A 24,676-nucleotide genomic window follows, 5' to 3' on the forward strand; every position below is an offset into this window, starting at 1 on the left:
GCCAGGGGATATTTCTCTATGGGGACCGAACCAACTCGTCGGTGCTGAGCGCCCGTTTTCTGGATTCAGGTCATTCTGGCCTGAAGCGAAACCGGGCATGAGGTTTATATGTTCGAGGCCCTGAACGAGCGACTGACAGGCGTTTTCGACCGGATCACCGGGCGCGGCGCGCTGTCCGAAAAGGACGTGGCGGAAGCCATGCGCGAAGTGCGCGTGGCCCTGCTGGAGGCCGATGTCGCCCTGCCGGTGGTCAAGGATTTCATCGCCTTCGCCACCGAACGCGCCACGGGCGAGGATGTGATCCGCTCGGTCAAGCCGGCCGATCAGGTGGTCAAGATCGTCTATGACGGTCTGGTCGAGATGCTGGGCGGCGAGGAGCCGACCCCGCTCAATATCAACGCCACCCCGCCGGCCGTGATCCTGATGGCCGGCCTGCAGGGCTCGGGCAAGACCACGACCTCGGCCAAGCTGGCGCTGCGGCTGACCAAATTCGATCGCAAGAAGGTCATGATGGCCTCGCTGGACACGCGTCGTCCGGCGGCCATGGAACAGCTGGCCACCCTCGGCAAACAGATCGAGGTCGCGACCCTGCCGATCGTCGAGGGCCAGTCGGCCGTCGAGATCGCCAAGCGGGCGCTGCAATCGGCCAAACTCCAGGGCTTCGACGTCCTGATCCTCGACACCGCCGGGCGGATTACGCTCGACGAGGCCCTGATGAACGAGGTGGCCGAGGTCGCCCGGGTCTCGAACCCGGTCGAGACCCTGCTGGTCGCCGACAGCCTGACCGGCCAGGATGCGGTGCGCACCGCCGCCGCCTTCCATGAGCGCCTGCCGCTGACCGGCCTGGTCCTGACCCGCGCCGACGGCGACGGGCGCGGCGGGGCCATGCTGTCGATGCGGGCCGTGACCGGCCTGCCGATCAAATATCTCGGCTCGGGCGAGAAGGTCGACGCGCTCGATGTGTTCGACGCCCGCCGGGTCGCCGGCCGGATCCTGGGCCAGGGCGATATCGTCGCCCTGGTCGAGAAGGCCAGCCAGGAACTGGACCAGTCCAAGGCCGAGGCCATGGCCCGCAAACTGGCCAAGGGCCAGTTTGACCTGAATGACCTGTCGGCCCAGCTGCAGCAGATGGCCAAGATGGGCGGCCTGCAGGGCATCATGGGCATGCTTCCGGGCGTGGCCAAGATGAAGGCCCAGATGGCCGACAACAATATCAACGACAAGATGATCGCGCGTCAGATCGCCATCATCAGCTCGATGACCAAGACCGAGCGCAGGAAGCCCGACCTGCTGAACGCCAGCCGCAAGAAGCGGGTCGCGGCCGGGTCCGGCGTCGAGGTGCAGGAGATCAACCGCCTGCTGAAACAGCACCGGCAGATGGCCGACATGGTCAAGTCGTTGTCGCGCGGCGGCGGCAAGAACCTGCAGAAGATGGCGGCCATGATGGGCGGCCTGCCCGGCATGGGCGGCGGCGGGGCCGACATGGCCCGGCTGAAGGCCATGGGCGGCGGCAAGATGCCGGAACCCTCTGCTGACGAAATGAAAGCCATCCAGGACCGGCTCTCCGGCCTGGGCGGCGGACAACTGCCGGGAGGCCTTCCCGGCCTGCCGGGCTTCCCTTCCAAGAAATAGAATTAGAACCCTAGAAAGAGACTGAAAATGCTGAAGATTCGTCTGGCCCGTGGTGGTGCCAAGAAGCGCCCCTACTACTATATCGTCGTTGCTGACTCCCATTCGCCGCGCGATGGCAAATTCATCGAGCGCGTCGGCACCTACAACCCGATGCTGCCCAAGGACGGCGACAAGCCGCGCGTCACGCTCAAGGTCGAACGTATCGCTGAATGGCTCGGCAAGGGTGCCCAGCCGACCGACCGCGTCGCCCGCTTCCTGAGCCTGGACGAGACCCTGGGCCAGACGGTCAAATGGACCCAGTCCAACAACCCGAACAAGGCTGTCCCCGGCAAGAAGGCCCAGGAACGCACCGCCGAGCGCGCCCAGCGCGAGGCCGACCGCGCCGAGGCCGAGGCCGCTGCCAAGATCGAAGCCGCCGAAGCTGCCGTGAAGGCCAAGGAAGAGGCGGCTGCCGCTGCTGAAGCCGCTAGGAATGCCCCGGCTCCGGAGCCGGAAGTCGTCGCCGAGGAGGCCCCGGCCGCCGAAGCCGCTGCCGAAGAGACCCCGGCCGTCGAAGCTGCCGCTGAAGAGGCTCCGGCCGCTGAAGCGGCTGCCGAGGAAGCCCCGGCCGAAGAAAAGACCGAGGCCTAGGCCTCAGCCGCCCGCCCCCGGCCTGTGCCGGGGATCAGGTGACAGAAGGCAGCGCCCGAAGCCCGGGCGCTGCTTTTCTGTTATCCGGGGGCGAAAGCGGGAACGGACGTCATGACGGCATCAGACACTCTTATCCTCGTCGGCCATGTGGCGGGCGGCTTCGGCGTGCGCGGCGAGGTCAAGATCACCGCCTATACGGCCGACCCCCTGGCCCTGACCGCCTATGGGCCGCTGCTGCGGGCCGACGGCAGCCACGCCCTGACCGTGCTGACGGCCCGTCCGACCAGGGACGGCATCGTCGGCCGGGTGAAGGAGGTCGAGACCAAGGAACAGGCCGACGCCCTGCGCAATCTGAAACTCTATGTGCCGCGCGACCGCTTCCCCGAGCCGGAGGAGGACGAATTCTACCTGGCCGACCTGGTCGGTCTGGAGGCGCGCGATCCCGAAGACTCGGTGCTGGGCACGGTCCGGACGGTGCAGAATTTCGGGGCCGGCGACATGCTGGAAATCACCCCGGCCACGGGCGGGCCGACCTGGTTCGTACCCTTCACCCGGGAAGCCGTGCCGGACCTGCACATCGCCGACGGCTGGCTGCGGGTGGTGCGCCCCGAAGAGGTCGGTGAGCGCGAACCGGACTAGAGCGAAATCGGTTGCGTCGGGCCGGGAGGCCTAGCTGTTGTCTTCGACCGGGGCCCCGGGGGCATTTTTTCTGACCGAGTCGATGGCGTTCTGGGCCGAGGCCTTCGAGCTGTAGCCCTCGGACGCGAACATGATCTCGGAATTGTATTTGAAGCGCACCCGGAACTCGCCGGCCTTGTCCTTGTAGATTTCGAATTTGTGGGCCACGCGGCAGTCTCCTGTGTCGGCCCCGGCGTGGGGCGGACACAGGCTGTCACAGTCAGGCTCGGGGGCAAGGCGTGAAACCGGGGTTTCCCGACACAGGGCCGTGATGACCGACCGCGCCCACTATCGGGAGGCCCGTGTAAAAGGGCGCTTGTGCCGCCGGTTGTCCTTCGGATTCACCAGCAGTCCGAGAGCTGGGCGTCGACCAGGTCATAGATCTGTTTCGGCGGGCCCGACCCGAGGGATTCCAGCGTCAGCTGAACCGGCGCGTTTCCGGAATCCCAAGCGGTAACCCACACCAGATGCGTCTGGTGCAGGCTCCCCATCACCGGTGCGGGGGTCGGAAACTGGTCCACCGAAGGTTGGCGCAGCTCGACATTCGGCAGCGCCAGCCGCTCCAGGGCGACAACGACCGAGAACAACGGCGCGCACGACACGGTTGAGGTCCAGGCGACGACGCGGTCATCTCCGGTCCGGACCTCGCGCCGCGCATGCCAGATGGACGACTCCGTTCCGGTCCCGTCCGCCGAACGCGTCTCATACAGGCTGATGGCCGTTGAGGCGGCAAACTCCCGAGTCTGGATGATGACCGCCTTCGGGCGTGACTGTTCGAAAGGCTCCGCCTGCAGTTGTTGAAGCCAGTCGACCGGGGACGGCGCGTTGATCGCTCCAGCCAGCAAGATCGTCAGGAACATGGTTGCGCCTCCGGGTTCACTTCGGGACCCGGGTTGTCGCTGCTCTGATCGGAACTCTAGTCGTGAACACGAATTGCAAAATCCGAGGTCGGATCATTCTGATCCCGTGACACGATGTATGTTCGGAAATTGCGCTGAGTCCAGTCGCTGAACGTGTTCAGTCTTGTCCAATCGGCCGCTGACGGCTCCATTTGCGGAGAAGGATGAGAGTGAATCTCGCCGATCAAATTAGCTTGCGTCATGCCACTTTCGTCGAAGTTGAATGTGCCTGTCATTGGATCGCCCCAGGTAATTGGGCCGAGATATATGCTCCCGTCCGGGTGCTGATATATTTTGGCACCGAACTCCCGTTGATACAGGCCAGTGTCACCCAGTTCCGCTGCTTTGACTTTGAATCCAGAAAACGCTTCCGCTCCGGTCGCATCGGCGTTCCAGACAGCAGCCAGCACGGAGTCCGCGCAGGGATCCGGCATGACCTCTTCAAGCGGGTCCGGCAGTTCCCCCGTTTCCGGGACTTCCCCGGTGGTCTCGTCCTTGCTGCCACCGCCCGGGAACGACCCTCCGGGCCACCGGCGCTGGCCGACGACGCTGATGTCGCCCGGGTTGGTCACGGCTCGCCTCCTGTCTGTCAGAGACGGCGCGATGCCTGAGGGCCGGTTGCGCTCCGAATCAAGTTCCCGTTAAGAGGGAATCGAGTATCCGGCGAGACCCGGCCTCAGCCCTCCTCGTCGCCGGCCAGGCCCATCATGTGGAAGCCGGCGTCGACGTGGATGATCTCGCCGGTGGTCGACAGGCCCAGGTCCGAGCACAGCCACAGGGCGCAGCCGGCGACCCCCTCCATCGAGGTGTCCTCCTTCATCGCGCTCATGGCCCGGCCCTGGCTGATCATGCCGCGGCCGCCCGAGATGCCGGCCAGCGACAGGGTGCGCATGGCCCCGGCCGAGATGGCGTTGACGCGGATGCCCCTGGGCCCCAGGTCGCGGGCGATGTAGCGGGTCGCCGCCTCCAGCGCCGCCTTGGCCACACCCATGGTGTTGTAGTTGGGGATGGCTCGCTCGGAGCCGAGATAGGTCATGGTGATCATCGACCCGCCATTGGGCATGATCTTCGACGCGCGCCGGGCCACGTCGACGAAGCTGAAGGCCGAGATGTTCAGGGCCAGCAGGAAGCTGTCGCGGCTGGTATTGTCGACGAAGGAGCCCTTCAACTCGTCCTTGTTGGCGAAGGCGACGGAGTGGACGACGAAGTCGATGGTGCCGAATTCCTTTTCCAGCTCGGCGAAGGCGGCGTCCATCGAGGCGTCGTCGGTGACGTCGGCCTGCAGCAACAGTTTCGCGCCGACGCTCTCGGCCAGCGGGCGCACGCGGCGCTCCAGCCCTTCGCCCATATAGGTAAAGGCCAGTTCGGCCCCCTGGGCGGCCAGTTGCGAGGCGATGCCCCAGGCGATGGAGTTGGAGTTCGCGACTCCCATGATCAGGCCCTTCTTGCCCTTCATGAGGTCACCCTTGGGCATGTTCCAGCCGCTCTCGCTCGCCATGGTCTGTCTCCTGATCTGTTGGGCCGAGCGTTAGCAGGGGGCCGCGCGCGGGGAAAGCATCAGCTGTCGGCGTCCGCCGTCTGACGGGCCCGGCGTCGCGCCAGCCGCATCAGCATCGGGCTGGCGCTGACCCCGTGGATCACGATCGAGGCCAGGATGATGAAGCCGACAATGGCCCACAGCCGCTCACTGCTGCCGAAGTCGCCGTGGTTGAGGGCATAGGCCACATAGTAGATCGAGCCGATGCCGCGGATGCCGAGGAAGGCCATCAGCAGCCGCTCGCGCCACGGCTGGGGCGAACCGATCATGGCGATCAGGCCCGCGACCGGCCGCACCACCAGCAGGATGGCCAGGCCGATGGCGGCGTCGGTCCAGGTCAGGGCGTCCAGCAGGCCGTTGGCCAGGGCCCCGCCGAACAGCACCAGCAGCAGCATCATCAGCAGCCGTTCGAACTGGTCGGAGAAGTCGTGCATCTCCTTGTGGAAGTCGTGGTCGCGCTCCCAGGCCCGGATGGTCAGGCCGCAGACGAAGACGGCGAGGAAGCCGTAGCCGTGGGCCAGTTCGGCCAAGGCGTAGCAGAGGAAGGTGGCGGCCAGGGCCACCAGGCCGTCGCCGAGGCGCGACAGGCCCGTCCTCTGGCTATGAAAGATCAGATAGCCGAGGCCGCGCCCCACCAGATAGCCGACCCCGGCCCCGGCCAGCAGCTTCCAGACGACATTGATCGTGAACCAGTCGGTCAGGGCCGCGGTCGAGGCCAGGCCTCCGGCCGCGGCGAGGATGGCCAGATGCACGAAGGGAAACGCCAGGGCGTCGTTGAGGCCGGCCTCGGAGGTCAGGCCGAAACGGACCTCGTCCTCCTCGCCGGAACTGGGTGGACCGACCTGGACGTCGGCGGCCAGCACGGGATCAGTCGGGGCCATGGCCGCCCCCAGCAGCAGCGACATGGCCAGGCTGAAGCCCAGACCCATGAAGCCCAGAAAGGCGGTGGCGATGATGGTCAGGGGCATGGCCACGGCCAGCAGCCGCCAGGTCGAGCCCCAGCGTCGCCAGCCCAGCGGCCGGTCCAGCTTCAGTCCGGCCCCCATCAGGCTGATCAGGACGACCAGCTCGGCCAGCCGTTCGGTCAAGGTGTCCCAGGTGCGCGGGTCGGGATCGAAGGACAGGACCCCGGTGCTGAACACCACGACGCCGATGGCGACACACAATATGGCCAGGGTCAGCGGCCAGCGTTTCAGCCCGACGGGGGCCCAGGACACCATCAGGATCACGGCCCCGAGGCCGAGCAGGAACAGGACGTAGGGATCGGCGGTCAGGGTCGTCACCTCATGCAGGAGACAAGCTAGCGCACCGGACCCGGTTTGGCTCCCGTCCTCAGACCTTGCTGAGGATCAGGGTGCCGTTGGTGCCGCCGAAGCCGAACGAGTTGGACATGACGTGGGTCAGGGGTCCGTCGTGGCGTTTGCGCAGGATCGGCATGCCCTCGAACTCAGGGTCGAGGTTTTCGATATGGGCACTCTCGGCCGCGAAATCGTTCTTCATCATCAGCAGGCAGTAGATCGCTTCCTGGGCCCCGGCCGCGCCGAGCGAATGGCCCGTCAGGGACTTGGTCGAGGAGATCATCGGCATCTGGTCGCCGAAGACGTTACGGACCGCGCCCATCTCCTTGGAGTCGCCGACCGGGGTCGAGGTGCCGTGCGGGTTCAGATAGTCGATCTTCGGATTGCCGGCCATGTCGAGCGCCAGCTTCATGCAGCGTTCCGCGCCCTCACCCGAGGGGGCGACCATGTCATAGCCGTCCGAGTTGGCAGCATAGCCGGTGACCTCGGCATAGATGGTCGCGCCACGGGCCACGGCCCGCTCATATTCTTCCAGAACGACGATGCCGGCCCCGCCGGCGATGACGAAGCCGTCGCGGGTGGCGTCATAGGCGCGCGAGGCCGTCGACGGGGTGTCGTTGAAATTGGACGACATCGCGCCCATCGCGTCGAACATGTTGGACATCGACCAGTCGATGTCCTCGCAACCGCCGGCGAAGACCACGTCCTGCTTGCCCCAGGCGATCTGTTCGGCACCCGCGCCGATGCAGTGGGCGCTGGTCGCGCAGGCCGAGCTGATCGAATAGTTGATGCCCTTGAGCTGGAACCAGGTGGCCAGCACGGCCGAGGGCCCCGAGGCCATGGCCTTGGGCACGGCGAACGGGCCGATACGCTTGGGCGAGCCCTTTTCGATGGTGGTGGCCGCCGCCTGCAGGATGACCTGGGTCGAGGGACCACCCTCACCGACGATCAGGCCGATGCGCTCGGACTGGATCTCCTCGGCGGTCATGCCGGAATCCTTCCGCGCCTCCTCGAAGGCGATATGGGCCCAGGCGGTGCCGTTGGCGAGGAAGCGGGCGGCGCGGCGGTCGACCAGCGGGGCCCAGTCCTCGGCCTTTACGCCCAGCGACGGCGGGGCCCAGACCTGGCTGCGAAAGCCGTGTTCGATGTGATCGGGGGCGGCGACCACGCCCGAACGCGCCTCGCGCAGGGAGGCTGTGACCTCATCGGCTCCATGACCGATGGAAGAGACGATACCCAGACCGGTGACGACCACACGCCGCATGCTGACTTCCTTACCTAAATCCGTATCCGCGTTGACCGCGGTTGTTGTTCGCCGCGGCTCAGTCGCCGGACGGAGCGCCGGAGACCGGGGCGGCTCCAAACAGGCCGACCCGCATGTCCGATGCAGTATAGATGGGGACGCCGTCGGCTTCGAGCACCCCGTCAGCGATCCCCATCACCAATCTGCGATTGATGACCCGTTTGAGGTTGATCTTGTAGACCACCTTCTTGACGTCCGGCTGGACCTGGCCGGTGAATTTGACCTCACCGACGCCGAGGGCGCGGCCACGGCCGGGGCCGCCGATCCAGCCCAGGTAGAAGCCGACCAGCTGCCACATGGCGTCGAGGCCGAGGCAGCCGGGCATGACCGGATCGCCGATAAAATGGCACTGGAAGAACCAGAGGTCCGGATGGATGTCGAGTTCGGCCTCGACATAGCCCTTGCCGTGTTCACCGCCGTCGCTGTTGATCGTCACGATCCGGTCGAACATCAGCATGGGCGGGGCCGGCAGCTGGGCATTGCCCGGGCCGAACAGTTCGCCGCGGCCCGAGGCCAGCAGGGCCTCGTGATCGAAGGACGACGGGTATTTCGACTGGGTCACTCAGGCGCTCCGGATATCTTTCGACCTGCGGCGCATCGCGCTGCATGGGGCCGGTGTTGCGCCGGGTTACACGAGCCGGGCGGGCGGCTCAACCAGCGGGCAGCCGGTCCGGTCCCTGTCCCGCCGGACGGGCCGCATCGCACAGGGGGTGCCGCTCGGTTCCGAACACGGCCTCGGCGCGCACCCAGCCGTGCAGCTTGCGGGCGCGAATGCGGCACCAGCCTGATTCGCACTCATCCAGCGGAACGATGGCGCGGGCGGACAGGCGCGCCCGCAGGGGGGATTCGTCGGAGCGTCCGGTGTGGACCGGAACCTCGACCGCCGTGGCATTGAAGACGGTGCGGCGACCCGAGGCGACCGTGCGGTGGATCCAGGCGATCGACCCTTCGGGATCGCAGACCTTGCGCCACTCCCGGGTCTCGGCGATCACCTGAACCGGCAGGCCCGCGGCCCGGTATTCCCACAGGATACGGTAATCGAGGCCCGGACCCTGACGGGCGCGGACCCGGGATGACTTCAGCGTGACCCAGCGCGGTACGTCGAGGCCGGTCGGGGTGGGACGTCCGTCGGGCATGGTGGCCCCGGCCCCGGCCATCAGGCCCAGGCCGATCGCGACCGCCCCGAGGGCGATACGCTTCGACAGGCTTTGGCGGCGGGGGACAGCTTTGCTAGACACCGGTGTGAAATCCGTCGCGGGCGGGCGTTGCGAGCGTCTCTGCCCGCCGTCACCCGTCAATCCGAAGGCTCCGAATGTCCGTCCGCAAGCTTAAGGTCGTATTAACCAGACGCCTGCCCGACGCGGTCGAGACGCGGATGCGGGAACTGTTCGACGCAGAGCTGAACCTGACCGACCGGCCGATGGATCGGGCGGCGCTGGAGGCGGCCATGCAGCGCGCCGATGTTCTCGTGCCGACCATCACCGACGAGATCGACGCGAGCCTGATCGCCGGGGCCGGCGAGCAGTTGAAGATGATCGCCAATTTCGGGGCCGGGGTCGATCATATCGACATCGACGCGGCGGTCGGGCGCGGACTGATCGTCACCAATACGCCGGGGGTGCTGACCGAGGACACGGCCGACCTGGCGATGGGGCTGATTCTGGCGGTGTCGCGCCGCATCGTCGAAGGGGCCCAGGTGGTGGCCGCCGGGGGATTCGAGGGCTGGTCCCCGACCTGGATGACGGGGCGCAAACTGTGGGGCAAGCGGCTGGGCATCGTCGGCATGGGCCGGATCGGCCAGGCCCTGGCGCGGCGGGCCAGGGCGTTCGGCATGCAGGTCCACTATCACAACCGCAAACCGGTCCCGGCCATGATCGCCGAGGAGCTGGGGGCCACCTACTGGGACGACCTGGACCAGATGCTGGCGCGGATGGACCTGATCTCGCTGAACTGCCCGGCGACGAAGGATACCTATCATCTGATCTCGGCTGAACGGCTGGCGAAGCTGCAGCCGCATGTGATCCTGATCAACACCGCGCGCGGCGAGCTGATCGACGAGGCCGCCCTGGCCGAGGCGGTCAGGACCCGCAGGATCGCCGGGGCCGGGCTGGACGTGTTCGAACAGGAGCCGGTGATCCATCCGGGCCTGCTGGGCCACGCCAATGTGGTGCTGCTGCCCCATCTGGGTTCGGCCACCATCGAGGCGCGTCAGGACATGGGCGACCGCGTCATCGGCAATATCCTGACCTATCAGAACGGCCACCGGCCGCCGGATCGCGTCATTCCCGCAATGCTTTGAATTCCATGACTTGACGACGCCGGGGTCTGCGGGGCTTGATGCCCGCGAGGGTTCGGGGGAATTGTCTGTGCAACTTATCCGTATGATCGGGGTGGCCTTTCTGGCCGCCGGGTTCACCGTGGCAGGTCTGCTGCTGCCGTCGCCGGCGCGCGCCGATCCGCCGACCATCGCCGATTTCGTTGCCGATCCTTCCGTGAGCGGGGCCAGTCTGTCGCCGTCCGGCCGCTATCTGGTCTGGGTCGCGCACGACGGCGACCGCAGCGACATCCAGGTTCGCGATCTTCAGGAAAAGACCGTCATGGTCCTGACCGGCGGGGAGGCGCGCGAGAGTTTCGGCGGTGTCTATATCGACTGGATCCGCTGGAAGACCGACGACCGGCTGGTGATCGGGATCACGCGGATGGAGGTCAGGCGATCGGGCAATCGCGACACCGGCGACATCCGGTCCTACCGTTACGGCCGGTCGGTCCTGTCGATGTCCCGGGACGGCACGTCGCACATTCAGCTCAAGGCCCCGGACACCAAGGATACGCGGCCGGGCGAGGTGCTCGACCTGTTGCGAAACGATCCGGACAACATCCTGATGATCTATCGCACGGCCCTGGGCTCGCTGGACGTGGCTCGCGTCAATATCCTGACCGGGGAGGCCGAGCAGGTCCTGACCGGCCACCGCCGGGTCCTCGACTATGTGACCGATCGTGACGGTACCGTCGTCGGCCGCATCGCCTATCGCCGCGTCGGCCAGATCGAGATCATGGAGGCGCTTGAGGCGGACGGCAGCTGGTCCGAGGTCTATCGCCTGCGGCGCAACGAGATTCGCGACCTGCCGGACTACGAAATCCTGGGCGGGACCGGAGCGCCCGGCAAGGTCTATGTCGCCGTCCAGCCCGAGGCCCCGGAAGGGGACGACACCACGGCCGCCGTGCATATCTTCGACTTCACCAGCCGCACCATGGGCCCGGCGATCTGGCAGCAACCCGCTTATGATGTGACCGGCATCCTGCAGAATGCCGACTCGGGGGAACTGGTCGCCGGCTGCTACTGGGCCGACATCTATCGCTGCGACTTCCTCGATCCGCAGGACGATGCGGTCATGTCGGGAATCCGCCGCTTCTTCGGCGAGGGCTGGAGCGTCTCGGTGGTCTCCCAGGCGCGGGACGGTGGGCGCTGGCTGGTCCGGGCCTCGGCCCCCAACAATCCCGGCGAGCTCTTCATCTTCCACGTCGACGAGCGACGCATGGAATATATCGACGCGGTCTATCCGCGACTGCCCGAGACCGCCCTCGGGACGATGTCGCGGATCGACTATACGGCGGCCGACGGCCAGCCCCTGTTCGGCTATCTGACGCGCCCGCCGGGGGCGGCGCCCGACGCCGTCCTGCCGCTTGTGGTCATGCCGCACGGCGGACCGGAGGCCCGGGACTATCTGACCTATGACACCTGGGCCCAATTCCTGGCCACACGCGGCTACCAGGTGTTCCAGCCCAATTTCCGCGGCTCGGCCGGCATGGGGCGGGCTTTCGCCCAGGCCGGCTATCGTCAATGGGGTCGCCGGATGCAGGACGACGTCACGGCCGGGGTCGACCATCTGATCGCTGCGGGCCTGGCCGAGTCCGGCCGGGCCTGTATCGTCGGGGCCAGCTACGGGGGCTATGCGGCGCTGCAGTCCGGGGCCAGCCAGCCCGACCTCTACCGCTGTGTCATCTCGATCGCCGGTCCGTCCGACCTGGTCACCATGTTGCGTTGGGTCTGGACCGAGGAGGGGGCGAACTCCGACAGTTACGAATACTGGCTGAAGGCGATCGGCGATCCGCGGGATGACCGGGCGGCGCTGGACGCCGTGTCGCCGATCCGGGCGGTCGACGACTGGCGTCTGCCGGTGCTGTTGATCCACGGCGAGGCGGACACGGTGGTGCCGGTCAGCCAGTCGCGGGACATGGAGCGGGCCCTGCGCCGTGCCCGAAAGGATGTCCACCTCGTGGTGATGGAGGGGGCCGGCCACAGCCGCTGGCTCAGCCGTGACGAAACGCGGGTTCTGAGCGAGATGGAATCCTTCCTGGCCACCCACCTTCCGGCCGGCGGGGCAGGTCCGGTCCCGGCCGTGGACACGCCGGTGTCGGCCGACTGAGATCAGCCGCCGGCGCACACCGGACAGGCGGGGTCGGCGGGCAGGGCCACGGTCCGTGCGGTTCCGGCCAGGCCCTCGTAGAGCATCAGCCGGCCGGACAGGGGCGTGCCGGCCCCGGTGATCCGTTTGATCGCCTCAAGGGCCGCCATGGCCCCGATCACGCCGGCCAGGGCCCCGACGACCCCCGCGCGGGCGCAGGATTCGGCCTCGGGCGGAATGTCAGGGACCAGGCAGCGGTAGCAGGGGCGGCCTTCGAAGACCGCGACCTGACCGCTCCAGCGGCCCAGGGCCCCCGAGACCAGCGGGACGCCGGTGGCGACACAGGCGGCGTTGACCGCGAACCGTGTGCTGAAATCATCACTGCCGTCGAGCACCAGGTCATGACCGGCGATCATCCCGGTGGCGGTGGCGGCCGTCAGCCGTTCGGCCAGGGCCCGGATCGCGACGCCCGGGTTCAGGGCCTCCAGGCGTTCGGTCCCCGCCTCGACCTTGGCCCGGCCGACGTCGGCGGTGTCGAAGACGATCTGGCGTTGCAGGTTGGACAGGGCCACGGTGTCGTCGTCGATCACGGTGAGGGCACCGACCCCTGCTGCCGCCAGATACAGGGCCGCCGGCCCGCCGACCCCGCCGAGGCCGACGATCAGCACCCGGGCCCGGGCCAGGGCCTGCTGTCCCGGCCCGCCGATCTCGGCCAGGACCAGGTGACGGGCGTATCGCTCGATCTCGATGTCTGAAAAGTTCACCCGCGAACTCTAGCGCGGGTCCGGCGTCGGGTCACCCCGGCGGGGTCAGGCGGCGACGCGCCAGGACTGGGGGCAGGCCCCCAGCAGGGTCCGTGCCTCCTCGGCGCTCAGCTGCGTCAGGTCGCGCTGACCCAGTCGCCGGCTGACTTCGCGGGCCGGCACGGCGCAAAGCGCCATCGGACTCTTGATCCGGCGACTGTCGATCGGGTCGTCACTGAGAATGCGCAGGCTGCAATGGCGGGGATCGGTCGAGAGGCGGCGCATCAGCCGGTCGATGTCGGCGCGGGCTCCCTCGACCGCCTGCAGGATCTTGCCGCCATGGAACAGGACGGCGCTGCACAGGTCGTCGCGCCGGTTGTTGCGTTCCGAAACCCCGAGAATCTGGGCGATCGACAGGGTGGTCGTGCCTGTGGGGCCAACGGCGTCGCTCACGAAGATCAGCCGGTATAGCAAAGCTTTGGCCCAATTTAGACAGGTTAAGGGTACGTATTAACAATGTAACGGATTACATGGGCAATAATATGGCTTTGGGTCCCGTTGAAACTTCATGGCTTTCGCCTTGATGTGCTTCAATTGCGTCGCCATCTGCCCTGCATGACCCAATCGCATCCGACCTTCCCCGACTGGCACGGCACCACCATCCTGGCGGTGCGACGAAACGGTCTCACCGTGATCGCCGGCGACGGCCAGGTCTCGATGGGGCCGACCATCGTTAAGGGGGCCGCACGCAAGGTGCGCACCCTGGCGGACGGCCGGGTCCTGGCGGGTTTTGCCGGGGCCACCGCCGATGCCTTCACCCTGATCGAACGGCTGGAGGCCAAGCTGGAACAGTATCCGGACCAGCTGGCCCGGGCCTGTGTCGACCTGGCCAAGGACTGGCGTACGGACCGGTATCTGCGCCGGCTGGAGGCGATGCTGCTGGTGGCGGACGCGACCTCCATCTTCACCGTGACCGGCGTCGGCGATGTGCTGGAGCCCGAACACGGGGTGGCGGCGGTAGGATCGGGCGGCAATTTCGCCCTGTCGGCGGCCCGGGCCCTGATCGATCACACCGAACTCGATGCCGAACAGGTGGCGCGCAAGGCCATGGCCATCGCCGCCGAGATCTGTGTCTACACCAACGGCAATCTGACGGTCGAGGTTCTGGGTGACCGGTCTCCGGCGACGGAGGCAGCCCGATGACCGACCTGTCCCCCCGCGAAATCGTCTCCGAACTGGACCGGTTCATCGTCGGCCAGGACGAGGCCAAGCGCGCCGTGGCCGTAGCCCTGCGCAATCGCTGGCGGCGCAAGCGCGTGCCGGAGGACCTGCGCGACGAGGTCACGCCCAAGAACATCCTGATGATCGGTCCGACCGGCGTCGGCAAGACCGAGATCGCCCGGCGGCTGGCGAAACTGGGCGGCTCGCCCTTCCTCAAGGTCGAGGCGACCAAATTCACCGAGGTCGGCTATGTCGGCCGCGACGTCGACCAGATCATGCGCGACCTGGTCGAGAGCGCCCTGGTGATCGTGCGTGACAAACGCCGGTCCGGGGTCAAGGCCCGCGCCGAAGGGGCGGCCGAGGAGCGGCTGCTCGACGCCCTGGTCGGACCGGGGTCGCAGCCCGCGACCCGCGACAGTTTCCGCAAGAAGCTGCGCGCGGGCGAGCTGGATGACAAGGAGGTCGAGATCGCCCTGACCGATACCAGTTCGCCGATGCAGGGGTTCGATATGCCCGGCGGCGGCAATGTCGGCATGATCAATCTCGGTGAGATGCTCGGCAAGATGGGCGGACCGCGCAGCAAGACGGTCAAGCTGCCGGTGCGCGACGCTGTGGGCCCGCTGGTCGCCGAGGAGAGTGACAAGCTGCTGGACCAGGAGAGTCTGACCAAGGAGGCCCTGCTGCTGGCCGAGAACGAGGGCATCGTCTTCCTGGACGAGATCGACAAGGTCGCCGCGCGCCAGGGCACCTCGGGGGCCGATGTCTCGCGCGAGGGGGTCCAGCGCGACCTGCTGCCGCTGATTGAGGGCACCACGGTCTCGACCAAATACGGACCGGTGCGCTCGGACCACGTCCTGTTCATCGCCTCGGGGGCCTTCCACGTCTCCAAGCCCAGTGACCTGCTGCCGGAGTTGCAGGGACGATTGCCGATCCGGGTCGAGCTGAAGGCCCTGACCCGTGATGACCTGAAGCGGATCCTGGTCGAGCCCGAGGCCAATCTGATCCGCCAGAACCAGGCCCTGCTGGCGACGGAGGGGGTGACGCTGGTGTTCACCGACGACGCGGTCGAGGCCCTGGCTGATGCGGCGGTAGCCGCCAATGGCGCGGTCGAGAACATCGGGGCGCGGCGGCTGCAGACGGTGCTGGAAAAGGTGCTGGAAGAGACCAGTTACCGGGCCGCCGACCTGTCGGGCCAGACCGTCACCTTCGACGGGGCGGCGGTGCGCGACAAGGTCGGTGATCTGGCCAGGAATGCGGACCTGAGCCGGTTCATCCTGTAGCGCCTTACCAGGCGATCAGGCCGAGGTGCTCCAGCAGGATGCGCGTGCCCATGCCGATCAGCAGGATGCCGCCGATCAGTTCGGCGATGGGACCCAGCCGGGTCCCGGCGGCGCGGCCGACCAGCATGCCCAGGGTCGCCAGCACGAAGGTGGTCAGGCCGATCGATACGGCAATCACGCCGATGTTGACGCCGAGAAAGGCCAGGGAGACGCCGACGGCGGCGGCGTCCAGGCTGGTTCCCACGGCGGTGGCGACCAGGGCCAGCCGGCCCCGGCTTCGCGGGCGGGCGGGGGCCGCGTCGTCGGGAGAGGGGCTCCGGGTCGCTTCCCAGATCATCTTGCCGCCGACCAGGCCCAGCAGGCCGAAGGCGATCCAGTGATCTACCGACTGGACGAAATCGGCCGCGGCCAGGCCCAGGGCCCAGCCGAACACCGGGGTGACGGCCTCGATGATTCCGAACACCAGCCCGGCCCTGAGGGCCTCCGGCAGGGTGGGGCGATGCACGGCCCCGCGCCCGATGGCGGCAGCGAAGGCGTCGGCGGACAGGCTCAGGGACAGCAGCAGAATGGTGATCGGGGACATGGGTCGGGACTCCACCGGATGCGTGACAGCACACCCCCGCCCCGGCCGGTGCCGGACAGAGGGCGCGCTGGTCTCGCAAGGCGGATGGTCCGCTGATCGCACCACGCACCACGGAGGTGCGAGTGTGTTGATACGATCCCGGCTGGGCGATGCCGGCTGCTACTCCCCAACCCCGCGGCTTCTAGAGACGCCGGTGGTCGGGATCAAGCGTCATTCCCGCGCCTTAAATCCCGGACGATCTGTGTTATAAGGCCGGCCTTCCCCCGTTTTCGCAGGATCATCGCCTTGAGCGTCACGCTCGATCTTTCGCGTGTCTCCACGCCCGCCACCCCCGCGCCCGTCACCCTGTCGGGGATGACGCGGACGGCCCTGCGCGAGGCCCTGATCGCCGCCGGCGTCTGCCCGCCCGAGAAGGCGAAGATGCGTGCCACCCAGGTGTGGCGCTGGATCCATTTCTACGGCGTCACCGACTTTGCCCTGATGACCGACATCGGCAAGGAAACCCGGGCGAAGCTGGCCGAGGTCTTTACTGTCGCCCGGCCCGAGATCGTCGAACGCCAGGTGTCGAAGGACGGCACCCGCAAATGGCTGATCCGTACGGCACCGGGCATCGAGGTCGAGGCCGTCTACATCCCTGACGTCGGCCGGGCCGGTGCCCTGTGCGTCTCCTCCCAGGTCGGCTGCACCCTGAACTGCACCTTCTGCCACACCGGCACCCAGAAGCTGGTGCGCAACCTGACCGCAGCCGAGATCGTGGCCCAGGTCCAGGTCTGCCGTGACGACCTCGAGGAATGGCCCAAATTCGGCGAGGACGTCACCGACCAGGACGAGCGCCGGCTGTCGAACATCGTCTTCATGGGCATGGGCGAGCCGCTCTATAATCTGGACCATGTCGCCGACGCGATCGAGATCATCTCGGACGGCGAGGGGATCGCCCTGTCCCGGCGTCGCATCACCGTCTCGACCTCGGGCGTGGTGCCGCAGCTGGAGCCACTGGGAACCAATACCCAGGCCATGCTGGCGATCAGCCTGCATGCCACCAATGACGCCCTGCGCGACGTGCTGGTGCCGCTGAACAAGAAATATCCGCTGGACCAGCTGATGGCCGGCATCCGCGCCTATCCCGGCATCTCCAACGCCCGCCGGGTCACCTTCGAATATGTGATGCTGAAGGGTATCAACGACAGTCCCGAAGAGGCGCGGGCGCTGGTGAAATTGATCGAGGGCATTCCCGCCAAGGTCAATCTGATCCCGTTCAACCCGTGGCCGGGCACCGACTATGAGTGTTCGGACTGGAAGACGATCGAACGGTTCGCGGCCATCCTCAACAAGGCCGGTTATGCCTCGCCGATCCGCACCCCGCGCGGTCGCGACATCCTGGCCGCCTGCGGCCAGCTGAAATCCGAAAGCGAAAAGGTCCGCGCCTCCGCCCTGCGCAAGGCGAACCCGGACGCCGTCGTGGCCGCCTGAATCCCGGGGGCCTGGTCGGGGTCCCCGAAACGCACCGTCACCTTTCTTGACCGGGTGTGGCCCGCCGACGCTTGCGGATCACGTCCGCAATCAGGCAAGGATGTTTTGCTTTCGTTCGCCGGAATTTCCATGGACCCCTCGTCGCTTACCAATGTTCTGTCCAGCCCGGAGGTGCAGGCGTTCGCCAGCGGCTTCCCGGTCATGGTCATGCATCTCGGCCTGACCCTGGCCCTGCTGGTCGTGGGCGCGGCGGTCTATGCGATGCTGTCCCCGTGGAAAGAGATCGCGCTGATCCGCGACGGCAATTCCGCTGCGGCCGTGGCCTTTGCCGGCATTCTGGTCGGCCTGGCCGTGCCGCTGGCCGTCTCCCTGTCGGTCTCGACCTCGGTGCGCGACATCGCCATCTGGGGCGTGGCGACAGTGGTGCTGCAGCTGTTCGCCTTCCGCATCGTCGACACCCTGCTGACCGGCCTGCCGCAGCGTATTCGTGAGGGTGAGATCTCGGCGGCGGTGCTGCTGGTCGGGGCCAAGCTGGCCACGGCCCTGATCCTGGCAGCGGCCCTGACGGGCTGACGCGCCCATGTATTTTCCTCGCCTGCCCGACTGGCTGATCTACGGTGCCGTCGTCGGCGTGCTCGTGGTGGTCTCGCTGGGCCGCCGTGAGAATGCGGATGCCCCGCCGGCCCCACCGCCGCTGGATCAGATCGAGGACGCCCTGCTGGGACCGGTGACCCCGTTCGACCCCGCGGTCACGGTCAATGCCCCCGACTCCCTGTTCCGGCCGACCGCCGGCACCGCCTTTTCCATCGCCGCCGATGGTCGCTGGGTCACCGCCCGTCATGTGGTCGAGGGCTGCCGCAAGCCCGCCCTGGTGGTCGGAGGGGGGCGCGCGGTGGCCGCTGCCGTGCGTCTGGCCCCGCGCGCCGATGTCGCGGTCCTGATCACCGAGGGCGGTCCCCCGGCGGTGCCGGTGGCCCTGAACCGGCCGCTGCGGTCGGGCCAGCGCGCCTTTCATCCCGGCTTCCCGCAGGGCGGGGCCGGTGAGGTCACCACCCGCCTGCTGGGTCGCGAAACGCTGAAGGGCCGCGCCCGTGGCCATCGCGAGGAAGAGGCCCTGGCCTGGGCCGAGGTCGGCCGCACGGCCGGACTGGACGGCACCCTGGCCGGACTGTCCGGTGCGCCGGTGCTGGACCGGCAGGGGCGGGCGCTGGGTGTGACCATCGCCCAGGCCCCGCGTCGCGGCCGGATCTATACGACGGTGCCCGAAGGCTTCAGCGCCGCCCTGCGCGGCCTGCAGGAGGCTGATGAACCGCTGCTGGGCGAGCCGGTCACGATCGACAACTATGGCCGGGTCGCCGACGCGATGCGGCGCGACCTGCGGGTGGCCCAGGTGGTCTGCCTCGGCGGCTGACGACCGGTGCCCCCGCCCGTCGGGCGGACGGGGGCTTGTGACCCGCTCTAGTGCAGCGTCGCCGAGTCCAGGTTCAGGTCGGTCAACGGGATGACCTCGACGTCCGGATGTTTGGCGCGCAGGGCGTCGATGAACTGGGCCGCGTCGCCGACGATCACCAGACTGGCCTCATTGACCGGCAGATGGCGGGCGAAGGCGGCCTCCAGCTGTTCGGGCGTGACGGCACGGACCCGGCCGGCATAGGCGGCCAGTTCGCTCATCGGCAGGTCGTACAGGGCCAGGTTGGCCACCAGACCGCCGAGCCCGTCGACCGTCTCCAGCGAGCGACCGAAGCCGCCGATCAGGGTTGCCCGGCGCGGGGCCAGGTCCGCCTCGGTGGTCGGGGTGGTCGCCAGGCTGGCGATCTCGGCCAGGATCAGGTCGGACACCTCCACGGCGGCATCGTTGCGGGTCTGGGCCGAGGCGGTGAAGACGCCGACGTCCTGACGGGCTCCGAGCGAGGACCCGGCCCCGTAGGACAGGCCGCGCTTGATGCGGATCTCCTGATTGAGCCGCGACGAGAAGCCCCCCCCCAGCAGGGTGTTGCCGACCGTCAGCGGGAAATAGTCGGCGTCGGTGCGTGACACGCCACGGATGGCGGCCACGACGGCGGCCTGACCGGCACCGGGCTGATCGATGACGATGATCCGCGGGCTCAGCACTGTGCCGGCCGGGTGGGCGGCGGTCGCGGCGGCGTCGGCCGGATTGCGCCAGTCACCGAAGGCCTGCTGGGCCAGGGTGCGCGCCTCGGCCGGGGTGATCTTGCCCGAAAACACCAGGGTGGCGTCCGACGGCCGGTAATAGGCCCGGTGGAAGGCGGCGACATCAGCGCGGTCGATGGCCGGGATGCTGTTGACCGTGCCACCCGACGGTGCCCCGTAGGGGGCCCCGCCGTAGATGACCCGGGCCACGGTCTGGGAGGCGATGGTCCCGGGCTGACTCAGGGCCACACGCAGGCCGTCCAGCGTCTGGGCCTGCTGCCGCTCCAGCTCCTCTGCGGCGAAGGCCGGATTGCGCACCAGGTCGGCCATCAGGGCCATGGCCTGGGGAAAGACGTCGGCCGGGGCATTGGCATAGACGTTGGAGAAATCGACGCCCGATCCGGCCCCGACCGAGGCCCCCAGCTGTTCGATCTGGGTGGCGATCTCCGGAGCCGACTTGTCGGCCGTGCCCTGGGTCAGCAGGGCGGCGGTGAGGGCGGCGACCCCGGCCTTGCCGGCAGGATCCTCGGCCGAGCCGGCCTCGAAGCTGAGCCGGGCCGAGACCAGCGGCAGGCCTTCGGTCGCGGCGACCAGGACACGCAGGCCGTTCGACAGGCGGAAGTCCGACACCAGCGGCGTGACCGGGGCGATCTCGGTCCCGGGCTGGGGCAGGGACAGCCGCTGTTCTGCAGGCAGCAGGGTCGCGGGCGTCCCGACCGGGGCCAGTTCGGCCAGGGTCACCGGGGCGTCGACATTCATGTTCTGCACCGAGGCCGGATGCTCGTCGTCGGCCGGCAGATAGCGCATGGTGATGCTGCGGTCGTCGGTCAGATAGCGCCGGGCCACCCGCTGCACATCGGCGGCCGTAACCGCCTGGATGTCGGCGATCTCGCGGTCGGCCACGCTGGCGTCGCCGGTCATGATCAGCACATTGCCGAGGGTGGTGGCGCGGTCATCGACCGACTCCCGTCCGCGCAGGGTATTGGCGACCAGTTCGTTCTTGGCCTCGGCCAGTTCGGCGGCGCTCACCGGTTCATCGCGCAGTTGGGCGATCTCGGCCTTCAGGGCGGCGATGCCCGCCTCGGGCGACTGGCCCTGGGTCATGATGGCATAGGCGGTCAGATTACCGGCCTGCTGGGCGAAGTCCGGGTTGGACCCGATCTGGGCGGCAATCTGCTGGTCATAGACCAGCGACCGGTACAACCGGCTGCTCTCGCCGGTGGAGAGGACGCCGTCCAGTACCGTCAGGGCGGCGCGGTCGGCGTCGCGATAGGCGACGGTCGGCCAGGCCATGACCACGGCGGGCAGGGGCACATTGGGGGCGTAGAAGGTGGCCTCGCGCGGTCCGGTCGGCTCGGGCTCGACCACGTCATTGGCCGGCATCGGGGTCGTGGGCCGCTTCAGCGGGCCGAAATACTGGTCGATCCAGGCGTTCATCTGCGCCGGATCGAAATTGCCGGCGACGATCAGGATGGCATTGTCGGGTCTGTAGTAGGTCTGGTGGAAGCGCAGGACGTCATCGAGGGTGGCGGCGTCCAGCTCCTCGATCGAACCGATCCCGGGACGGCGGTAGGGCGAGTCCAGATAGATGGTCTGGGGCGTGAACAGGCCGAACAGCCGACCATAGGGGCTGGCCAGGATCCGCTGGCGGTATTCTTCCTTCACCACGTCTCGCTCGGAATCGAAGGTCGGCTCATCGACGACCAGCGACCCCATCCGTTCGGCCTCGGCGAACAGCATCCGCTGCAGATGGTTGGCGGGGACGACCTCGTAATAGGCGGTCATGTCGTCGGCGGTGAAGGCGTTGTTGAAGCCACCGACATCCTCGGTCAGCCGGTCGAAGGTCTCGGGCGGCAGGTTGCGCGTGGCCTTGAACATCAGGTGTTCGAACAGGTGGGCGAAGCCCGAGCGACCGGCCGGGTCGTCCTTGGAGCCGACCCGGTACCAGACCTGGACCGTGACGTTCGAGGTGTTGGCATCCAGGGCCGAATAGATTTCCAGGCCATTGGCCAGGGTGCGCCGGGTGAAGCCCAGCGGCGGTACCTCGATGCCGGTCGGTGCCGTGTCGGCGACGGTGACAGTGACGGCGGTGGCCGGAGCTGCGGCCTCATAGGCCCATGCGGGGCTGGACGACAGCAGGGCGACCACGGCGGCGGTGGTGATCAGACGAAGTTTCATGCGTGGGTTCCCGGACGGCCCCGTCAGGGGCTTTTCACAACCCTATCAGGGCCGCGCCTCCACGCACGTTACGGAGCTGTAATGTCAGGCCGTGGTCAGGCCGTGGTCTGGCCGAAAACCTCGACGCCGATTTCGCCGTCGGTGGTCAGCCAGGCGCGCTTCATCCCCTGGCTGTTGAACGGATGGGCGATGTGGCCGTCACGGTCGAGGGCGATCAGGCCGCCGTCGCCGCCAAGGTCACCGATCTCGGTGATCACGGCGCGGGTGGCGTCGTCGAGGCTGGCCCCGGCGGCCACGCGCCAGCTGACCTGGGCGCAGGCGACCGTGCGGATGAAATACTCGCCCTGACCGGTGCCCGAGACGGCGACATGGCCATCGGCCCAGCTTCCGGCCCCGGGGATGGGGGTGTCGCCGACCCGGCCCGGCATCTTGCCGAACACCCCGGCGGTCGAGGTGGCGGCGGCCAGGCGACCGGCCGAGTCGAGCACGCAGCAGCCGACGGTGCCGTGCGACAGGGCCCCGGCCAGCACATCGGGGGCCGTGCCGGGCGGATGGTTGTCCTCGCCCTTGCCGGCGTGGGTGAACCAGGCGGCCTCGTCGCCGATCGCCTCCAGCCCCTGGTCATGGGCGAACAGGGCCGCGCCCTCGCCGACCAGCATCACGTGGGGGGTCCGGTCCATCACGGCCCGGGCGGCGCGGACCGGATTGCGGAAGCCCTGCAGGGCGGCGACGGCCCCGGCCTTGCGCGTGGCCCCGTCCATCAGACTGGCGTCCAGCTCATAGGCCCCGGCCAGGTTGGGCGAGGCCCCGCGCCCGGCGACATAGAGGCCCGAGTCCTCGAGCATCACCGTAGCCTCGACGGCGACGTCGAGCGCCGAGGCCCCGGCCTCGAGCCGGATCTTCATCGCCTCGACCACGGCACGCATGTTGTCGATCTCGCGATCGTAGTTGCGCTCCGGACGGGCACCGGCACCGCCATGGAGAATAAGGGCGTGTCGGGTCATGGCTGGCTCTTCCCTGGGGCGGCGGCGACCGCTAGCGTTCTGTCTCGCGCCGTCGCCGGGCGGTTTGTATTCGACCTGTCCATGCGCGTGATCCGGCGGTCCGTGCAAGTTTCACGGCCTCCCCGTGACGCCGAATTCTGGCGGTTTCGGGTCCCCCGGTCGCCAGATCCGGCCCACCTTTCAGGAATTTCGACATGCGTGCAGTACTCTCCAAGACCCCCGGCGGCCCCGAGACCCTGGTGGTCGAGGAGGTTCTGGATCCGACGCCGATGAAGGGCGAGGTGATCATCGAGGTGAAGGCCGTGGGGATCAATTTCCCCGATACGCTGATCATCGAGGATCGCTACCAGTTCAAGCCCGCGCGACCGTTCTCGCCCGGGGGCGAGGTGGCCGGGGTGATCGAGGCGGTCGGCGAGGGTGTCAAACATCTGCGCAAGGGCGACCGGGTCATCGCCGTTCCGGGCTGGGGCGGTCTGGTCGAACGTCTCGCCGTGCGGGCGGACTCGGTCATCCCCATTCCCGACGGCATGGATTTCGAGACCGCCGCGGCCCTGATCATGACCTATGGCACCAGCTATTATGCGCTGAAGGACCGGGCCCTGCTGCAGCCGGGCGAAACCCTGCTGGTGCTGGGTGCGGCCGGGGGTGTCGGTGCAGCGGCGGTCGAGCTGGGCAAGGCGATGGGGGCCCGGGTGGTGGCCGCCGCCTCGACCAATGACAAGGTCGAGTTCGCCCTGGACCTGGGGGCTGACAACGGCCTGATCTACCCCTCGGGCAAGCTGGACCGCGAGGCCCAGAAACAGCTGTCGGGCGAGTTCAAACTGGCCACGGGTCGCGACGGGGCCGACGTCGTCTATGACGGGGTCGGTGGCGACTATGCCGAGCCGGCGCTGCGGGCGATGGACTGGAACGGTCGCTATCTGGTCGTCGGCTTTCCGGCCGGGATTCCGTCCCTGCCGTTGAATCTGACCCTGTTGAAGTCCGTCTCGGTCATCGGGGTCTTCTGGGGGGCCGCCGTGGCGCGCGATCCGGCGGGGCATGCCGCCAACATGGCCGAGCTGTTCAAATTCTGGAGCGAGGGCAAGATCAAGCCGCGCGTCAGCCGCACCTTCCCGCTGGAACAGGCCCATCTGGCGATCCAGGCCCTGGGCGACCGCAGCGCCATGGGCAAGATCGTGGTGACGGTCGAGTCCTGATCCCGGGGCGGGTTCAGTCGCCTTGGAGGCGCTTCAGGGCCTCGGCGGCGGCATCCCGGTGTCGGCGTTTGATGTTGGCCCCCAGCATGGCGATCATGGCGGCGATGACGGCGGCGTCGTCGGTGAAGCCGATCCCGGCGAAGACGTCGGGAATGGCGTCGATCGGCATGACGAAATAGGCCAGCGCCCCCAGCATCAGCCCCTTGGCCGCCGCCGGGGTTTCGGGGTCCCGGGCCGCGTACCAGACACTGAGCGCCTGGTCGGCGAAGGGGATGCGGGCGGCTGTCCGCCGGATCTTGGGCCAGAAACCGCGGGCGACCCGTGTCTCATTGACGCGCTGCACCGACGGAATCAGGGCGCGGGCCGGATCCAGCGCGGCGTCCGGGTCGGCGGGTTTGGCATTGTCGGTCATGGCGGCTAAAGCCCCGCGATACGCTTACGTTCATTCCAATATAGGGGCTCCGGCC

Annotated in this window: 25 protein-coding genes; 11 read left to right on the forward strand and 14 right to left on the reverse strand. The window is 68.0% G+C overall.

From position 1 onward, the window contains the following. Positions 1–108: 108 nt before the first annotated feature. The 3 genes from ffh to rimM all read left to right on the forward strand — a co-directional run bounded on the left by ffh (position 109) and on the right by rimM (position 2,901). Entirely contained in the window at positions 109–1,632 is a 1,524-nt protein-coding gene (gene ffh, locus PSV00_RS03410) for a signal recognition particle protein (RefSeq protein ID WP_300444890.1), read from the forward strand. A 27-nt stretch (positions 1,633–1,659) separates the two neighbouring features. Next, positions 1,660–2,262, forward strand: coding sequence for a 30S ribosomal protein S16 (gene rpsP / locus PSV00_RS03415; RefSeq protein WP_300444892.1), 603 nt, complete (start codon positions 1,660–1,662; stop codon positions 2,260–2,262). Between the two features lie 111 nt (positions 2,263–2,373). Then, entirely contained in the window at positions 2,374–2,901 is a 528-nt protein-coding gene (rimM, locus tag PSV00_RS03420) for a ribosome maturation factor RimM (RefSeq protein WP_300444894.1), read from the forward strand. Between the two features lie 30 nt (positions 2,902–2,931). Here the strand turns inward: rimM and PSV00_RS03425 are convergent, their stop codons facing one another. From PSV00_RS03425 to PSV00_RS03460, 8 genes are all read right to left on the reverse strand, one after another. Continuing rightward, the gene (locus PSV00_RS03425; protein ID WP_300444896.1) at positions 2,932–3,108 is read right to left on the reverse strand and encodes a YegP family protein; all 177 of its coding nucleotides are present in this window, start codon (positions 3,106–3,108) and stop codon (positions 2,932–2,934) included. A 173-nt stretch (positions 3,109–3,281) separates the two neighbouring features. Continuing rightward, positions 3,282–3,800 (reverse strand): hypothetical protein, encoded by a 519-nt coding sequence (locus PSV00_RS03430; RefSeq protein WP_300444898.1) that lies wholly within the window; start codon positions 3,798–3,800, stop codon positions 3,282–3,284. Between the two features lie 56 nt (positions 3,801–3,856). Beyond that, entirely contained in the window at positions 3,857–4,411 is a 555-nt protein-coding gene (locus PSV00_RS03435) for a hypothetical protein (protein WP_300444900.1), read from the reverse strand. 104 nt (positions 4,412–4,515) lie between these two features. Continuing rightward, positions 4,516–5,313: an enoyl-ACP reductase gene (locus tag PSV00_RS03440; protein ID WP_300445167.1), complete on the reverse strand. Its 798-nt coding sequence runs from the start codon at positions 5,311–5,313 to the stop codon at positions 4,516–4,518. Between the two features lie 83 nt (positions 5,314–5,396). Continuing rightward, positions 5,397–6,659: a cation:proton antiporter gene (locus PSV00_RS03445; protein WP_300444902.1), complete on the reverse strand. Its 1,263-nt coding sequence runs from the start codon at positions 6,657–6,659 to the stop codon at positions 5,397–5,399. 49 nt (positions 6,660–6,708) lie between these two features. Continuing rightward, complete coding sequence (gene fabB / locus PSV00_RS03450; protein ID WP_300444904.1) at positions 6,709–7,938, reverse strand: beta-ketoacyl-ACP synthase I; 1,230 nt, start codon at positions 7,936–7,938, stop codon at positions 6,709–6,711. A gap of 58 nt (positions 7,939–7,996) precedes the next feature. Next, complete coding sequence (fabA, locus tag PSV00_RS03455; RefSeq protein WP_300444905.1) at positions 7,997–8,539, reverse strand: 3-hydroxyacyl-[acyl-carrier-protein] dehydratase FabA; 543 nt, start codon at positions 8,537–8,539, stop codon at positions 7,997–7,999. A gap of 88 nt (positions 8,540–8,627) precedes the next feature. Further along, positions 8,628–9,215 (reverse strand): SH3 domain-containing protein, encoded by a 588-nt coding sequence (locus PSV00_RS03460; RefSeq protein ID WP_300444908.1) that lies wholly within the window; start codon positions 9,213–9,215, stop codon positions 8,628–8,630. 74 nt (positions 9,216–9,289) lie between these two features. Here PSV00_RS03460 and PSV00_RS03465 point away from each other — a divergent pair, with 74 nt between their 5' ends. Beyond that, positions 9,290–10,276, forward strand: coding sequence for a D-glycerate dehydrogenase (locus tag PSV00_RS03465; protein ID WP_300444911.1), 987 nt, complete (start codon positions 9,290–9,292; stop codon positions 10,274–10,276). Positions 10,277–10,343: 67 nt separating this feature from the next. Beyond that, positions 10,344–12,404, forward strand: a complete 2,061-nt coding sequence (locus PSV00_RS03470; RefSeq protein WP_300444914.1) for a S9 family peptidase — start codon at positions 10,344–10,346, stop codon at positions 12,402–12,404. A 2-nt stretch (positions 12,405–12,406) separates the two neighbouring features. On the opposite strand, the gene moeB is transcribed toward PSV00_RS03470, so the two are convergent. After that, complete coding sequence (moeB, locus tag PSV00_RS03475; RefSeq protein WP_300444916.1) at positions 12,407–13,147, reverse strand: molybdopterin-synthase adenylyltransferase MoeB; 741 nt, start codon at positions 13,145–13,147, stop codon at positions 12,407–12,409. 45 nt (positions 13,148–13,192) lie between these two features. Further along, complete coding sequence (locus PSV00_RS03480) at positions 13,193–13,600, reverse strand: BLUF domain-containing protein (protein WP_300444919.1); 408 nt, start codon at positions 13,598–13,600, stop codon at positions 13,193–13,195. Positions 13,601–13,741: 141 nt separating this feature from the next. Between PSV00_RS03480 and hslV the strand changes: the two genes are divergently transcribed. Together hslV and hslU are read left to right on the forward strand one after the other, a co-directional pair. Continuing rightward, the gene (hslV, locus tag PSV00_RS03485; protein WP_300444921.1) at positions 13,742–14,329 is read left to right on the forward strand and encodes an ATP-dependent protease subunit HslV; all 588 of its coding nucleotides are present in this window, start codon (positions 13,742–13,744) and stop codon (positions 14,327–14,329) included. After that, a complete protein-coding gene (gene hslU, locus PSV00_RS03490; protein ID WP_300444923.1) occupies positions 14,326–15,627 on the forward strand; it encodes an ATP-dependent protease ATPase subunit HslU in 1,302 nt (433 codons plus the stop codon). Before hslV ends, hslU begins: the two co-directional genes overlap by 4 nt. Before the next feature lie 4 nt (positions 15,628–15,631). Here hslU and PSV00_RS03495 read toward each other — a convergent pair whose 3' ends face one another. Further along, positions 15,632–16,210, reverse strand: coding sequence for a manganese efflux pump MntP family protein (locus tag PSV00_RS03495; protein WP_300444926.1), 579 nt, complete (start codon positions 16,208–16,210; stop codon positions 15,632–15,634). Between the two features lie 285 nt (positions 16,211–16,495). On the opposite strand from PSV00_RS03495, the gene rlmN reads away from it, so the two are divergent. From rlmN to PSV00_RS03510, 3 genes are all read left to right on the forward strand, one after another. Further along, entirely contained in the window at positions 16,496–17,680 is a 1,185-nt protein-coding gene (rlmN, locus tag PSV00_RS03500) for a 23S rRNA (adenine(2503)-C(2))-methyltransferase RlmN (RefSeq protein ID WP_300444929.1), read from the forward strand. Between the two features lie 129 nt (positions 17,681–17,809). Next, a complete protein-coding gene (locus PSV00_RS03505; protein ID WP_300444931.1) occupies positions 17,810–18,253 on the forward strand; it encodes a DUF350 domain-containing protein in 444 nt (147 codons plus the stop codon). A 7-nt stretch (positions 18,254–18,260) separates the two neighbouring features. Continuing rightward, the gene (locus tag PSV00_RS03510; protein ID WP_300444933.1) at positions 18,261–19,091 is read left to right on the forward strand and encodes a serine protease; all 831 of its coding nucleotides are present in this window, start codon (positions 18,261–18,263) and stop codon (positions 19,089–19,091) included. 47 nt (positions 19,092–19,138) lie between these two features. Here the strand turns inward: PSV00_RS03510 and PSV00_RS03515 are convergent, their stop codons facing one another. Both PSV00_RS03515 and PSV00_RS03520 read right to left on the reverse strand, forming a co-directional pair. Then, positions 19,139–22,009 (reverse strand): pitrilysin family protein, encoded by a 2,871-nt coding sequence (locus tag PSV00_RS03515; RefSeq protein ID WP_300444935.1) that lies wholly within the window; start codon positions 22,007–22,009, stop codon positions 19,139–19,141. A gap of 95 nt (positions 22,010–22,104) precedes the next feature. Continuing rightward, entirely contained in the window at positions 22,105–23,013 is a 909-nt protein-coding gene (locus PSV00_RS03520) for an isoaspartyl peptidase/L-asparaginase (protein ID WP_300444938.1), read from the reverse strand. Positions 23,014–23,207: 194 nt separating this feature from the next. Between PSV00_RS03520 and PSV00_RS03525 the strand changes: the two genes are divergently transcribed. After that, positions 23,208–24,209, forward strand: a complete 1,002-nt coding sequence (locus PSV00_RS03525; protein WP_300444942.1) for an NADPH:quinone oxidoreductase family protein — start codon at positions 23,208–23,210, stop codon at positions 24,207–24,209. Between the two features lie 13 nt (positions 24,210–24,222). On the opposite strand, the gene PSV00_RS03530 is transcribed toward PSV00_RS03525, so the two are convergent. Further along, the gene (locus PSV00_RS03530) at positions 24,223–24,621 is read right to left on the reverse strand and encodes a YkvA family protein (RefSeq protein WP_300444944.1); all 399 of its coding nucleotides are present in this window, start codon (positions 24,619–24,621) and stop codon (positions 24,223–24,225) included. Between the last annotated feature and the right edge of the window lie 55 nt (positions 24,622–24,676).

It is taken from the genome of Brevundimonas sp., assembly GCF_029945885.1.
Classification (GTDB): domain Bacteria; phylum Pseudomonadota; class Alphaproteobacteria; order Caulobacterales; family Caulobacteraceae; genus Brevundimonas.